Origin of the sequence: Lentzea albidocapillata subsp. violacea (genome assembly GCF_900100275.1) — a bacterium.
GTDB lineage: Bacteria > Actinomycetota > Actinomycetes > Mycobacteriales > Pseudonocardiaceae > Lentzea > Lentzea violacea.
Genome location: NZ_FNET01000001.1, coordinates 334,464 through 349,082 on the forward strand (window position 1 = coordinate 334,464; position 14,619 = coordinate 349,082).

Below are 14,619 nucleotides of genomic sequence, written 5' to 3' on the forward strand. Positions count from 1 at the left end.
ATTCGACCACACCGGTTGAATCAGGCGGATTCGCGGACGACGAGCTCGGTCGGCAGGATCACCGTGGCCGGCCCTTCGCCGTCGATCTGGGCGAGCAGCTGGCGCACCATCATCTCGCTGATGCGATTCCACGGCTGCCGGATGGTGGTCAGCGGGGGACGGGCAGCGGTTGCGGCCGGTGAGTCGTCGAAGCCGCCGACGGCGATGTCATCGGGCACGCGCAGGCCCGCCCGCTCGATCGCCGTCAACGCGCCGTCGGCCATCAGGTCCGACGCCACGAAGACCGCGTCGATGTCCGGTGCACTGGTCAGCAGTTGCTCCATGCAGGCCTCACCGCTGGCCCGGCTGTAGTCGCCGACCGCCACCAGCCGCTGGTCGTGGGCGATGCCGTGCTCGGCGAGCATTTCGCGGTAGCCGTCGAGCCGTTCCAGTCCTCCGGGCGTGTCCCGAGGGCCGGCGATGGTCGCGACGCGCTTGCGGCCGGACTCGAGCAGGTAGCGCACCATGGCCCTGGCGCCCTCACGGTCGTTGGCCGCCACGTAGGACACCGCGTCACGCTCACCGAGCGGCTTGCCGCAACACACGAACGGCAGGTTGGCCTGCCGGAGGTGGCCGATCATCGGGTTGCCGCGGTGCGAGGAGACCAGCAGCACGCCGTCGACGTGGTGCGCCGACAGGAACGGGGCGATGCGGCGGCGTTCGGCCTCGGTGCCCGCGGTGATCAGGATGAGCGGCAGGTCGTGCTCGGCCAGAGCGGTGGTGCAGCCGCGCAGCAGAGTGGTGAAGTTGGGGTCCTCGAAGAACCGCTCCTGTGGCTCTGACAGGAGGAACGCCACCGAACCCGCGCGCTGGGTCACCAGACTGCGGGCCGCCCGGTTCACCACGTAACCCAGCTTGCGGATCGCGGCGTGGACCGCCTCCTGCGAGGCCGGACTGACGTTGTGCCCGCCCTGCAGAACGCGGGAGACGGTGCCACGCGAGACGCCGGCGTGCGCGGCGACGTCGAGAATCGTCGGCGGCCGCTTCATTCGCCGTTGTGGCGCGGTGTCCGTCATCTATCCTCATCCGCCGTGACCGGTGGTCACGACTTTACGGCCCCTGTCAGCAGGTCGACGCGCCAGTAGCGCTAACCCGAGGAACAACGCGATCAGGGGAATGATGGACAGCAATGCGCCAGTGCGATGACGGTATGGGCAGCCTGCACGTGCCTGCGGGCGGAGTCCGTGTCTTCTTCCGAACGTGGTCAGTCAGGCGATCCGGTGCAGGTCGCTGGAACAGATGGTGCCGTGCAGCGGTTCGCCTCCGACGAAGCGCGCGAGCTCGGCCACGGTGAACTCGCCCAGGCGCCGCAGCTCGCGTCCCTGTGAACCGGCCAGGTGCGGGGTGACGAGCACGTTCGGCAGCCGCAGGAGCGGGTGATCGGGCGGCAGCGGGCTGGGATCGGTCACGTCGAGCACGGCGTCGATGCGCCCGGTCGCGCAGTGGCGGGTGAGGGCGACGGTGTCCACCAGGGATCCGCGCGCGGTGTTGATGAGCGTCGCGCCGTCCTGGAGCAGGGCGAGCCGCCGGGCGTCGAGCAGGTGGTGGGTCTCCGGCAGTGCCGGCGCATGCACGGAGACCAGTTCGCTGCGGCGGCACAGCTCGTCCGTGCCGACCAGTTCCGCGCCGAGTGCGCGGGCTTCCTGGGCGGTGACGAAGGGATCGGCGAGGAGCAGCCGGACGTTGTGCGGACGCAGCCGATCCAGGACGAGCCGACCTGTCCGGGAGGCGCCGATGATCCCGATCGTGCGGTCGAAAAGCCCGGTGCCGGCACCGGAACGCCAATCACCTGCCGTGCGGTCGTGTGCGTACCAGTTGGCTCGGGCGAACACTCGTTTCGCCGCGAAGACGATGGCGGACACCGTGTATTCGGCTACCGGCACGGCGTTCGCCTGTGCGGCCGACGAGACCGTGACGCCGTGCGCGAAGACCGCGGGGTCGACATGTCCTTTGACGGAACCGGCCGAGTGGATCACGGCGCGCAGCCGCGGCGCGGTGGCGAGCACGGCGCTGTCGATGCGCGGGCAGCCCCAGCCGGTCACCAGCACGTCCGCCTCGCGCAGCACGGACACGGCTTCCTCCGTTCCGAAGGACGTGAGGGCTGGACCCGGTTCCAGTCGCACCAGGGTTCGCAGCTGTTCCAGCAGGTCCGCGGGGAACAGGTCCGGCAGCGCCCAGGGCTGCATGGCGAGCACCGCTACGGGACGTTCCGGCACGGATCGATCCCCTCCGTGAGGCATGGCTGAGTTAAAACGTTTTACCATGGCACGGGCCCTAGTTGTCAAAGGGTACGGCATCCATGGTTGACCTGAGGATGTAAGCGTTTTATCTTCGGGGTCGCTGGGTTTCGGTCGAGGGCGATCGTCACGACGGGGGGCACCGAGGTGAGTGCGGTCGAGACCAGGCGGCCATCCCGCGAAGTGCGCCGGCAGACGTCACACGCCCAGGAACGGGGACACCGCAGGCGGATCCGCCGGGACCGGGTGCTGCTGGCCGTGATGGCGCCAGGCGTCCTCTACTTCCTGGTCTTCCACTACGGCGCGCTGTTCGGGAACGTGCTGGCCTTCGTCGACTACGTGCCGTTCCTGGGTCTCGCGGACAGCGCGTGGGCCGGACTGGTCAACTTCGAGCAGATGCTCGGCGATCCGCGGTTCTGGAACGCGGTCGCGAACACGGTCGTGATCGCCGGCCTCCAGCTGGTGTTCTTCTTCCCGGCTCCGCTTGCCTTGGCGCTGCTGCTGCACAGCCTGGTCGGCACGACCGTCAAACGGTTCGTGCAGAGCGTGGTCTACCTGCCGCATTTCCTGTCGTGGGTGATCGTTGTGGCGCTGTTCCAGCACATGCTCGGGGGTGCCGGAGTGGTCAACGGCTGGATGGGCGAGTTCGGTCTCGGGGCGATTCACGTCATCGGCAACCCGGACGCGTACAAGCCGCTGGTGGTCGCGCAGCTGATCTGGAAGGAATGCGGCTGGGCCACGATCATCTTCCTGGCCGCGCTGTCCCAAGTGGACGATCAGCAGTACGAGGCGGCGGCACTGGACGGCGCGGGCTGGTGGCGCAGGCTCTGGCACGTGACGCTGCCGGGCATCCGCCCGGTGATCGTGCTCCTGCTGATACTCCGGCTGGGCGAGTTCCTCGAGGTCGGCTTCGAGCAGTTCTTCCTGCAACGGCAGGCGGTCGGGCCGGAGGCGGGCGAGGTGCTGGACACCTTCGTGTACTTCACCGGCTTCGCCAACGGCGAGTTCGGCTACGCGGCCGCCGCCGGGCTGTTCAAGGGGCTCATCGGTGTCGCGCTGGTGTACACGGCGAACAGGGTCGCGCATCGGCTCGGCGAACAGGGGGTGTACCGGCGTTGAGGGCGACATATCCGGCGTGGCAGGGCAAACCAGGGCCGGGGCTGCGGCTCGCGAAGGCGGTGGCGCTCATCGTCATCGTGCTGCTCGTGTTGTTCCCGTTGTGGACCGTCGTGGCGACGAGCCTCGCCTCACCGCAGGACGTGATCGCCAACGGTGGCTGGGTGGTGTGGCCGGAGCGGTTCACGCTCGGCGCGTACACGGAGATACTCGACGGCGGAGTCGTGACGCGGGCGCTGCTGGTCAGTGGCGGCGTCACGGTGATCGGCACGGCGCTCAGCCTGGTCTGCACGGTGGGCCTCGCGTACGCGCTGTCGCGGCCCCACGTCTACGGCGGCCGGCCGATGTTGTTGCTGATCCTGTTCACGTTCCTGTTCCCGCCGGGGATGATCCCGCTGTTCCTGGTGGTGCGGACCACCGGCCTGTTCGACTCCTACGCCGCGCTGGTCCTGCCGTTCCTGATCAACGTGTTCAACCTGATCGTGCTGCGGGGCTTCTTCCAGTCCATCCCGGCCGAACTGCTGGAGGCCGCCCGCATCGACGGCGCCGGCGAACTGACCATGCTGTGGCGGATCGTGCTGCCGCTGTCCAAGGCGGTGCTGGCGGTCGTCAGCCTGTTCTACGCGGTCGCCTACTGGAACCGCTTCTTCGAGGCCATCATCTACTTCAACGACCAGACGAAGTGGCCGATCGGCACGGTGCTGCGTCAGTACGTCACCGGGGGAGCCGACCTCAGCGGTGACTCGACGGTCACCTCCGCTCCGCAGTCGACCCAGATGGCGGTGGTGGTCCTGGCCGTCGCGCCCATCGTGTGCATCTACCCGCTGCTCCAACGCTATTTCGTCAAAGGCGTGCTCACCGGCGCTGTCAAGGCCTGATCCACCCTTCACGAGAGGAAGGAGCCACGCATGTCTTCTCACCTCCGCCGACGGTCGTTGCTGAAGCTGGCCGGTGCCGGTGCGCTCGCCACCGTGGCCGGACCCGCGCTCGCCGGCTGCGGCAGCGGATCCACCGGCAACGTCGGCAATGCCGGCAAGAATGTGGTGCCGTGGCCCACATACGTGCCGTTCGCGGGTCCGACACCCGATGCGCCTGGCGACAAGTCGGGCGTGCAACCGCTGTACCTGAACTACCCGCAGAATCTTGTCCGGTCGGTGCCGGAAGCACCGGGCGACGGTTCGGACGTGACCGCGGTGGTCGTCACCTACGGCGCTCCGCCCAAACCGTTGGAGAGCAACCAGTTCTGGCAGGCGATCAACAAGGCGCTGAACGTCAACCTGAAGGTCGTGGTCGTCCCGGACGCCGAGTACGGCCAGAAGATGGCCACGCTGATGGCCTCCGGCGACGACCTGCCCGACATCATCATGTTCAGCAACCTCCAGCTGCCCCGCTCCCACGAGTTCGTCCAGAGCCGGTGCGCCGACCTGTCCGACCTCGTCGGCGGGGACGCGGTCAAGGACTATCCCAGTCTGGCCAACATCCCCACGTACGCCTGGCAGGGCATGGGCCGCGTCGGCGGCCGGATCTACGGCGTGCCGCTGGAGCGTCCGAAACCGGGCAACAGCCTGTACGTCAACCGCACGGCGTTCCAGCAGGCCGGTGTAGCGCGGGAGTGGCGCACAGAGGAGTTCGTCGCCGCGATGACCGGGCAGTCGGGCGGCGGGCGGTGGGGGATCGGCGGCTCCAAGAGCCTTTTCGGCGGCTTCGGCTCGATCGCCTACCACGCCGGTTCGCTCGGTGCGCCGAACGCCTGGGAACTGCGCGACGGCCAGTTCGTCAGCACCCTCACCACGCCCCAGTTCGAGGAGGCGCTCGGCGTGATGCGCCGGCTCGCCGAGAAGGGCGCCTACCAGCCGGACAGCCTCACGCTCAGCGCGACCGATCTGAAGACCTTCTGGTACAACGGTTCCATCCTGTCGATCACCGACGGTTTCGGCGCGGTGGCGAGGGAGACGATGGACGGCATCAACCGCCGGTTCGCGTTCGACCTCGCCCGCCCGTACGGGCCGAACGCGACCCCCTGGCAGGGCACCGGCATCTTCGGCTACGTCACGTTCAAGAAGGCCGGCGCGGACCGGATCAAGCTGCTGCTGCGCGTCTCCAACTACCTCAGCGCCCCGTTCGGCACCTCCGAGTACGAGCTGGTCAACTACGGCGTGGAGGGCACGCACTTCACCAAGGACTCCGGCGGAATCAAGACGACCGACTTGTTCAAGGTGGAGAACAACGTCAACCTGCCGATCAAGTACCTCGGGGTCGCGCCGGCCGTGCTGCACCTGCCTGGCTACCCGGAGGCGGCCAAAGCCGTCCACGAGTGGGAGAAGGCGGTGCTGCCGGGGAGCGCGGCCGATCCGGAGGCGGGGCTGCGGTCCGCGACCCGCACCAGCAAGGGCGCCGAGCTGACCCGGACCGTCGGCGACGCGATCGGGGCCATCGTGTTCGGCCGCAAGCCGGTGTCCGCCTGGAAGGACGCGGTCACCCAGTGGCGGCAGGCCGGCGGCGACAAGGTGGCCGAGGAACTGGCCAAGGAACACGCCGCCGCCAAGTAACGCCTGAGCCCTCTGGGTTGTTGTCGGCTGTGCCGGAACGCCCCACCCGTTCCCGTCACCAGGAGTGCCCATGATGCTCGTGCACCGGCGCGGTGCGGGCCGGCGAGTCCTGTCGCTCGTCGCCGCGCTCATCGTCGCCCTGTCCATGATCGCGGCGGGCCAGGACCGCGCGGACGCCGCGCCCGGCCCTTCGTTCACCAATCCCGTCGTCCCCGCGCCCAACAGCGCCGACCCGACTTTGGTGCAGTACAACGGCCAGTACTACTACGTCGCCACCACGTGGACGTCCAACATCCTGATGCGCCGGTCGTCCACCATCGCCGGCCTGCGCAGCGCTCCGGAGCGGCGGGTCTTCACCGCGACCCAGAACACGGGCTGCTGCACGATGTGGGCTCCCCACCTGGAGCAGATCAACAACCGCTGGTACATCTACTACTCGGTGGCACCGCGGCCTGGATACGGATCGCGCCGCACGCACGTGCTGGAGAGTGCCGCGAACGACCCGATGGGCCCCTACACCTACCGGGGCGTGCTCAACCTGATGCCGAACAACGGCTGGGCGATCGACGGCGCGGTGCTCAAGCTCAACGGTACCCTGTACTTCCACTACTCGGCCTTCCACGCCGACAAGCTCCAGTCGATCTACATCGCACCGATGAGCAGCCCGACCTCCGTATCGGCCTACGGCACCCGCATCTCGGCGCCGACGCTCGCGTGGGAGCGACAGGGCCAGCCGGTCAACGAGGGATCGTTCGCCCTGCAGCGCAACGGCCGCACGTTCCTCACCTACTCCGCCAGCTACTGCGGCACACCGGACTACAAGCTGGGCATGCTGGAGTACCGCGGCGGCAACCCGCTCGCGGCGTCGTCCTGGACCAAGTTCCCCACCCCGATCTTCCAGCGCAGCAACGCCAACGGCGTCTACGGCCCCGGCCACCACTCGTTCTTCACCTCACCCGACGGCACCGAGATCTGGATCGCCTACCACGCCAACTCCTCGGCGTCCCAGGGCTGCGGCACGACCCGGACCACGCGCGTGCAGAAGATCTCCTGGAACGCCGACGGCACCCCGAACCTCGGCGTCCCGGTCCCCACCTCCAAGGTCCTCGCCGGTCCCTCAGGCGAGACCGGCGGCTGAGTCCGCAACATCCGCCGGCAACGCACGACAAAGCTCCTGCCCACACCCATCCCTGCACCCGATTGGTCAATCAGATGTCACCGACACGTACCCGCAGCCGGTCAGCACCTCACACCCGTTCCCTGCGCCGCACTCTGGTCAGCGTTCTCAGCACGTTGGCTCTGCTGCCGGTGGTCGCACTGACCGGCGCATCACCGGCCAGCGCGGACACATCCCAGTTCCGAGGCGTGAACTGGGCTGTGCGTGGCGACAACTTCGTCACAGGTCCGCTCGTCCTCGACGGGCTGAACCAGTCGGACAGCTACTCGACCGTCCGGGCCAAGGCGGACGCCGTCTACAACGGGTTCAAGAACCAGCTCGGCGTCAACACCGTCCGGTTGCCGGTCAACACCCACACCGTCGGTACGTCGTGGTGGAACGCCTACCGTGGCACGATCGACGCCGCGACCGCCCAAGGCTTCAAGGTCATCCTCGCCTACTGGGAGGACGGAGCCGCGTCCGGCGGCCGGATCACCAACATGAACGCCTTCAACTCGATGTGGAACACCGTCACCGCCCAGTACGGCTCCAACAGCCTGGTCTACTTCGAGCCGATGAACGAACCCCACGGCTACAGCGCCTCCCAGTGGATCAACCTCGCCGTCTCGTGGATCAACGCTCGCGCGTCGATCCCGAAGGGCCGGATCCTGGTAGGTGGCACCGGTTACAGCCAGGACGTCAGGCCGGTCTGTGCCGACACACGTCTCGACGGGACGCTCCTGTCCTATCACCACTACGCCTTCTTCTACGGCGAGATGGACTACAACGGCTGGGTCCAGAGTTTCCGGCAGCGACTGGGCAACTGCGCCTCGCGCTCGGTCCTGACCGAGTTCGGCGCTCCGATGGACACCGGCCTGAACTACAACAATGCCAACAGCTCCAACAACTTCGTCCGGTACCTCCGCGCGGACACCGACTCCCTGCGGGCACTCAGGATGGGCGCGGTCTACTGGCCCGCGCTCGGTGGCAAGATCACCGCCGGACAGAACTACGACTGGTACTCCATGTTCGCGCTCCACGGCAGCGGCACCAACCTGAGCGTGAGCATCCGCAGCTCCACCGGCGCTGACCGGCTCAGGCACGGCTGGGGCGCTGACGGCCCGCAGCCGGGGCAGCGTTACGAGGCGGAGTCCGCTCCCGCGGTGTGTGACGGCACGATCGATACGAATCACGCGGGCTATTCGGGCAGCGGGTTCTGCAACGGCAGCAACGCCGTCGGGGCGGCAGCGCAGTTCACGGTGACCCCGGCGGCGGCGGGTACGGCGACGGTAAGCGTCCGGTTCGCCAACGGCTCGGCTACGCGGCCGGCGAACGTGATCGTCAACGGGACCACAGTGGCTACCGTGTCGTTCGAGTCGACGAGCTCATGGTCGGCCTGGTCGACCAAGTCCGTGCCGGTGTCGCTCAACGGCGGCAGCAACACCATCCGGATCGCCCCGACCACGGCAGCCGGACTACCCAACGTCGACTCCCTCGACGTCGGAGCTGCCGCTGCCTGACCTCCCCTGCTTGGAGGGCGTCAGGACACGCGGGGACGGACCGAGTCGCGGATCACCAGGTGTGTCCCGAGAACGACGTGCGGAGGTGTGCCGCCGCGTGCCTCGTGCTCCAGTGCGAGGCGCACGGCGGTGCGCCCGATCTCCTCATGTGGCAGGTGCACGGTGGTCAGGTTGAGGTCGAGCGAGGGCTGCAGATCGTCGAATCCCACCATCGACACGTCGTCGGGTACCCGGAGCCCGTGCTCGGTCAGTGCCCGGCAGGCACCGCTGGCGATGAGGTCGTTGAGGGCGAAGACCGCGGTGAAGTCGCGAGGACCGGTGGCCAGCCGCTCCTTCATCATCCGATAGCCCTCGTGCCACTCCATCGTCGTGCCCTCGACCTCGAGCGCGGGGTCGTGCGGCACGCGGTGCGCGGCCAGCGCCTTGCGATACCCGGCCACCCGGCCGTCCTGCGTGGTGTAGCCGGGACGCCGGCCGAGGCACAGGATCCGCTCGTGTCCGGCGGACAGCAGGTGGCTGGTCGCCGCGAACGCGCCACCGGCGTTGTCGTACTCCACGACGACCGCGGGCACATCGGGGCCGAGCGGCGGGCGGCCGCACAGCACCAGCCGGGAACCGATCGCGGTCAGGGCGTGCGCGTACTGGCCCATGCGCTTGTGGTACTTCTCGTCGGCCACCACGTTGCCGACCAGGATGACCGCCTCGGCGTGCTGCTCCCGCATGAACTTCACCATGGCGAGCTCACGCTCGGCGTCGCCGCCGGTCGTGCCGATCAGGCACAGCCGGCCTTCGACGGCGGCCTGGGCCTCCACACCCTGCGCGACATGCGCGTAGTGCGGCGAGATCACCGAGTTGAGGACGATGGCGATGCTCTTGGCGGACGTGCCCGCGAGCGCGCGGGCGTGGGCGTTGGCGACGTAGTCGAGTTCCTCGACGGCGCGCATGACGCGCTTGCGGGTGGCGGGGGAGGCCGGGTAGTCGCCGCTCAGGATGCGCGAGACGGTGGCGACGGACACGCCGGCCCGTTCCGCCACCTCGCGGATCGTGGACCGCCGCCGGCCGTTCACTGGTTCGCTCGCCCGTCGCGTCATCGTCCACCGGCCCTTCCCGTGACTCCGTAACCGGGAACATTGTTTCAGAAAGCGGTTACCGAATCAGTTATACCCCGGTGCCGGCGGCGTCGTCCGCAGGCCACCGTACGGGCGCGCCGTCCACGGGATAGCGCGCGTAGGTGACCTGGGCACCGAGCACCACCTCGATCCGCTCCCCGTCCGGCAGTCGCATCGTGGCTCGGTCACCGGCGACGGACGCGGTGACCGACTCTCGCAGCGCGGCGGGATCGACCCGATCGCCGGTGAGCACGATCAGCGAGACGTAGACGGCGCTTCCGCCAGGATGATCAGGCGCTACCAGGTACGGCGTGGCGGAACACACGCCGAACGCGTTGGCGTCCATGGCTTCGGTGGTCGCAGCCGCACAGAAACCGTGCAGAGCGACCACGACGCTCGTCAGGCCGTCCGGCACACCGACTTGGCCCCATCGGTCACCGGTGCCCACCGACGGTGGGCGGGAACCGGCCAGTGCGTAGCCGCCGTCCCGGACGACATGGCCAGGTGGGGCGGTCACGCGGTGGACGCGCAGTTCCCACGGTCCGCGCACGATCGACGCCGTCTCGACCCGCACGGGGCCGTCCTCGTAGGCCGACGCGGCGAACCGGTCGTGGACCGCGATCGCCTCGATGCGCCGCCGGCGGGAGACGACGCCGTCTGGCCCGATCACCGCGAGATGACCGTCCACCGCCCGCACACGAGCATCTTCACCGACTTGGGGAGCTGCATGCGACGAGTACCCGAACCGGGTGTAGTGCGGGTCGTCGATCCCGTCCGCGGACAGGTGACGCGCCCGGTCGCTGCCGTGGTTGACCACGCGCACCACCCCGTCGTGACGGGTGGCGTGCAGCAGCCAGCCGGGACCGGGCATCGCGACGACCTGGTCGCCGTCGTCGATCGGCGCGGCGCTCTCCGGCACTGTCCACGCCGGATGGTCCGCGGGCAGCAGCAGTCCGAGAAACGCCTTGCTCGCCCAGTACGGCGACGCCGGACCGGAGTAGTGCTGCGTGCTCGGCAGGAAACGGCCGTGCCAGCCGAGGCTGAGCAGGCCGCGCTCGTCCGGTACACCGCGCTCGACGAAGTGCCGCAGCACGCCGCTGGCGATCCGCCGGGAGCGGCCGGCGGGCAGTGGGGTCGCGTCCGTCAGCTCGCCCAGCCACAGCGGTGCGACGCAGGCGAACCGGTAACACAGCGACCGCCCCTGATACACCGGCGCGCCGTCACCGGCGAACATGTGCTGGTACTGCTCCAGGAAGAGGCGCAGCCGCTCCCGGTACACCTCGCCGCGCCGCCGGTCGCCCGACATCCGGGCCCACAGCAGCGGGTACAGGTGCAGAGCCCACCCGGCGTAGTAGTCGAAGCTCCGCCCGGCCCCGTCGGTGTACCAGCCGTCGCCGGCGTACCACTGTTCGATCCGGTCGAGCCCGTCGGAGATTCCGGCAGGGTCGTGCGGTCCGCCGACGCCTGCGAGGAACTGCTGGACCATCACGGGGAACAGCACCCAGTTGCTCTGCCACGTCCGTTTGCCCGCCGCGGCGGCGAGCCAGGCCACGATTCGGTCCTGCACCGAGGAGTCGAACCGGTCGAACAGCCATCGACGGGTCTCGTGCAGTGCCAGCGCGATCGAGGCCGCTTCCACGAGCTGTTGCGAGCAGTCGGCAGGTGCCGGCCAGGCGTACTGGTGGCCGGGGTCGGTGCCATGGGCGAGGCCTTCGGCATACCGCTCGATGAGCTCTGCGGGCACGTCACCATCGGCACCGGCGATGCGGAAGGCCGCGAGCAGGAAAGTCCTTGCGTAGCCCTCCAAACCGTCACTGTGCAGGCCCGCGCGTCCCGGTCGGCCCGGCAGCCGGTACTGGGCGCCGCCCGGCGTGGCGTAGGGCGCTACGCCGTCCAGAAGATGATCGGCCACTGCCTCCCAGTGCGCCCTGGTCCACCCCGTGTAGGGCGACAGCAGTCCATCTGTCGAAGGAAGTCGAATATGAGTTAAACCGTTTGTATCGATGGATCGAATCTAGGGTCGAGTCGCTACGCGGTCAATACCGTTGCTGCCAACGAAAAACCGGGCAATGGTCTTGACACGATCAAGAAATCCTTGGTTCGCTGCCCAGCAATAGTAAACGTTTCAACTCTGGCTCAGGTGGAGGGCAATGATGCCCGAACTGTCTCGCCGCACTCTTCTGGTGGGCGTCGCGATGACCGGCGCGGCAAGCGGGCTGCACGCACCGGCGCAAGCCGGCGCCGCACTGGGCGGTCAGCCGCCGCCGACCCCCGCCGCGGCCGCGGAAGTGCCACTGCGCTGGCTGGAAAGCGAGGCGCCTCAGGCACTTGTCGGCACCACCTGGGGAGTGCCGTGGGCGCGGGGGGCCCTGCCCAAAGGCAGCGAGTTGTCCCTCAGTACCGCCGCCGGCCAGGCCGTCCCCGTGCAGTCGTGGCCGACTGGTTTCTGGCCGGACGGGACGGTCAAGTGGACCGCACACGCGATCGGCACGGAGGTCGCGCCTGCGCGGGAGTACCTGCTGCGCACCGGAAAGCCGGCCGCGCCCGCCGCCCCGTTGCGGATCAGCGAGAACCGCAGGGAGATCGACGTCGACACCGGCGTCATCCGCTGCCGGATCGCTCGCCGCGGTCGCGTCCTGGTGCCGTCGATCTCCAGGGGAGACCGGACCATCGCCACCGGCGGCACCCTGGTCTGCCTGCGCAAGAACACCGCGGACGACGCGCCTGAAGTGGTGCGCACCGAGCGGTTCACCGCCGACATCCGTGCGGTGACCGTCGAGCAACGTGGCCCGGTGCGCGCCGTGGTGCGGGTCGAGGGTGTGCACCGAGCCGACCGAGGCCCCAGGGCGTGGCTGCCCTTCACCATCCGGCTGTACCTGTACGCGGGCAGCGACGGCATCCGCATGGTCCACACCTTCGTCTTCGACGGCGACGCGAACAAGGACTTCATCTCCGGCCTCGGCGTCCGCTTCCAGGTGCCGATGACCGACCAGCCGCACGACCGTCACGTGCGGTTCGCCGGTGACGGTGACGGTGTGCTCGGCGAGGCCGTCCGCGGCATCACCGGTCTGCGCCGTGACCCCGGTGCGGCGGTGCGGCAGGCGCAGATCGCCGGACGAGCGACACCTCCGGTGTCCACTTGGGACACCCGAGTGAGCAGCAGGCTGCAGTACATCCCGGCCTGGGGCGACTACAGCCTGCGGCAGTTGTCCGAGGGCTGCTTCGACATTCGCAAGCGCACCAAAGCGGGCCACGGCTGGATCCCGGTGGACTCCGGCCGCCGGGCGTCCGGCCTCGGCTACGTCGGCGGGATCAGCGGCGGGTTCGCGTTCGGCCTGCGCGACTTCTGGCAGCTGCACCCCACGCAGCTCGACGTCCGCGGCGCGGCGGGAGAGACCGCCGAGGTGACGATGTGGCTCTGGTCGCCCGACGCCACCCCGATGGACCTGCGCTTCTACCACGACGGGATGGGCCAGGACACCTACCCGAAACAGCTCGAAGGGCTGGAGATCACCTACGAGGACTACGAACCCGGCTTCGGCACGCCATACGGGATCGCCCGCACCACCGAGCTGTCGTTCTGGGCCTTGCGAGCCACGCCGTCCGCGGAGCGGTTCGCCCAGCTGGCCGCGGCCGTCCGCACCCCACCGTTGATCGTCGCTGCACCGGCCCACCTGCACGGCGCCGGTGTCTTCGGCGACTGGAGCCCGGTCGACCGCAGCACCCCGGCGCGGCGGGAGATCGAGGACCGGCTGGACTTCCTCTTCGACCACCACCGCGGCCAGGTCGAGCAGCGCAGCTGGTACGGGTTCTGGGACTACGGCGACATCATGCACACCTACGACTCCGACCGGCACGTGTGGCGGTACGACATCGGCGGGTACGCCTGGGACAACTCCGAGCTCTCGCCGGACCTGTGGCTGTGGTACCAGTACCTGAGGTCCGGGCGCGCCGACGTGTTCCGGTTCGCCGAGGCCATGACCAGGCACACCGGCGAGGTGGACGTCTACCACCTGGGCAAGTGGCGCGACCTCGGCACGAGGCACGGCGTGCAGCACTGGGCGGACAGCGCCAAACAGCTGCGGATCAGCACCGCAGCCTACCGGCGGTTCTACTACTTCCTCACCGCCGACGAACGGGTCGGCGACCTGATGCGCGATCTGGTCGACGGCGATCGGACGTTCCTCGTGCTCGACCCGATCCGCAAGATCCGGACCGGGCCCTACGAACCGGATCCGCACGCGTTGTCCGTCTCGCTCGGCACCGACTGGAGCGGTCTCGCCGCCGCCTTCCTCACCGAGTGGGAGCGCGGCGGAGACCCGATCGCGCTGCGCAAGCTGATAGCCGGCGCCCGCAGCATCGGGGCACTGCCCAACGGTTTCGTCCAGGGCAGCGGACTGTACGACCTGGACACCGGAGCCTTCGCACCGGCGCAACCGGCCGTCTCCGTGGGCTCGCTCGGCGCGGTGTTCGGCCTCGTCGAGATGTGCAGTGAGCTCGTCGACCTGCTCGACCTCCCGGAGTTCACCAACGCCTGGCTGCAGTACTGCCGGCTGTACAACGCCACGGCCGAGGAGCAGAAGGCCGAGACCGGTCAGTCGTTCGGCAACCAGAACCTGCGGCAGGCCCACTCCCGGCTCACCGCCTTCGCCGCGGCGAAGACCGGCAACTCCAGGCTGGCCTCCAGAGCGTGGCAGGAGTTCTACACGGGCCACGCCGGCTATCCGCGCAACGCACCCTGGAGAACGGTGCGGGTCGACGGCCCGGCCGTGCTCAAACCGGTGGACGAGGCGAGCTTCGTGTCCACCAACGCCAGCGCACAGTACGGCCTGGCCGCGATCCAGTGCCTGGCGCTGGTCGGTGATCAACTGCCCTGACCCTGCACCCTGCCCT

10 protein-coding genes are annotated in these 14,619 nt (G+C 68.9%); 6 read left to right on the top strand and 4 right to left on the bottom strand.

What is annotated here, in order from left to right:
- Positions 1 to 20 precede the first annotated feature (20 nt).
- Complete coding sequence (locus BLR21_RS01325; protein ID WP_090003782.1) at positions 21 to 1,055, bottom strand: LacI family DNA-binding transcriptional regulator; 1,035 nt, start codon at positions 1,053 to 1,055, stop codon at positions 21 to 23.
- Between the two features lie 192 nt (positions 1,056 to 1,247).
- Positions 1,248 to 2,255: a hydroxyacid dehydrogenase gene (locus tag BLR21_RS01330; protein ID WP_218130706.1), complete on the bottom strand. Its 1,008-nt coding sequence runs from the start codon at positions 2,253 to 2,255 to the stop codon at positions 1,248 to 1,250.
- 168 nt (positions 2,256 to 2,423) lie between these two features.
- Here BLR21_RS01330 and BLR21_RS44345 point away from each other — a divergent pair, with 168 nt between their 5' ends.
- The 5 genes from BLR21_RS44345 (at position 2,424) to BLR21_RS01355 (ending at position 8,617) form a co-directional block, all read left to right on the top strand.
- Complete coding sequence (locus BLR21_RS44345; protein WP_218130707.1) at positions 2,424 to 3,395, top strand: ABC transporter permease; 972 nt, start codon at positions 2,424 to 2,426, stop codon at positions 3,393 to 3,395.
- Positions 3,392 to 4,270 (top strand): carbohydrate ABC transporter permease, encoded by an 879-nt coding sequence (locus tag BLR21_RS01340; protein ID WP_090003784.1) that lies wholly within the window; start codon positions 3,392 to 3,394, stop codon positions 4,268 to 4,270. The genes BLR21_RS44345 and BLR21_RS01340 overlap by 4 nt, the downstream gene beginning before the upstream one ends.
- 30 nt (positions 4,271 to 4,300) lie before the next feature.
- On the top strand, positions 4,301 to 5,941 hold the full coding sequence (locus tag BLR21_RS01345; protein WP_090003785.1) for an extracellular solute-binding protein: 1,641 nt from the start codon (positions 4,301 to 4,303) through the stop codon (positions 5,939 to 5,941).
- Between the two features lie 70 nt (positions 5,942 to 6,011).
- Positions 6,012 to 7,079, top strand: a complete 1,068-nt coding sequence (locus BLR21_RS01350) for a glycoside hydrolase family 43 protein (RefSeq protein ID WP_090003786.1) — start codon at positions 6,012 to 6,014, stop codon at positions 7,077 to 7,079.
- Between the two features lie 227 nt (positions 7,080 to 7,306).
- Positions 7,307 to 8,617, top strand: a complete 1,311-nt coding sequence (locus BLR21_RS01355) for a cellulase family glycosylhydrolase (protein WP_256334369.1) — start codon at positions 7,307 to 7,309, stop codon at positions 8,615 to 8,617.
- A gap of 20 nt (positions 8,618 to 8,637) precedes the next feature.
- Here BLR21_RS01355 and BLR21_RS01360 read toward each other — a convergent pair whose 3' ends face one another.
- Positions 8,638 to 9,651 (bottom strand): LacI family DNA-binding transcriptional regulator, encoded by a 1,014-nt coding sequence (locus BLR21_RS01360; protein ID WP_256334370.1) that lies wholly within the window; start codon positions 9,649 to 9,651, stop codon positions 8,638 to 8,640.
- A 124-nt stretch (positions 9,652 to 9,775) separates the two neighbouring features.
- The gene (locus tag BLR21_RS01365; protein WP_338061027.1) at positions 9,776 to 11,740 is read right to left on the bottom strand and encodes a DUF2264 domain-containing protein; all 1,965 of its coding nucleotides are present in this window, start codon (positions 11,738 to 11,740) and stop codon (positions 9,776 to 9,778) included.
- 139 nt (positions 11,741 to 11,879) lie between these two features.
- On the opposite strand from BLR21_RS01365, the gene BLR21_RS01370 reads away from it, so the two are divergent.
- Positions 11,880 to 14,603: an exo-rhamnogalacturonan lyase family protein gene (locus BLR21_RS01370; RefSeq protein WP_090004432.1), complete on the top strand. Its 2,724-nt coding sequence runs from the start codon at positions 11,880 to 11,882 to the stop codon at positions 14,601 to 14,603.
- Positions 14,604 to 14,619: the final 16 nt, after the last annotated feature.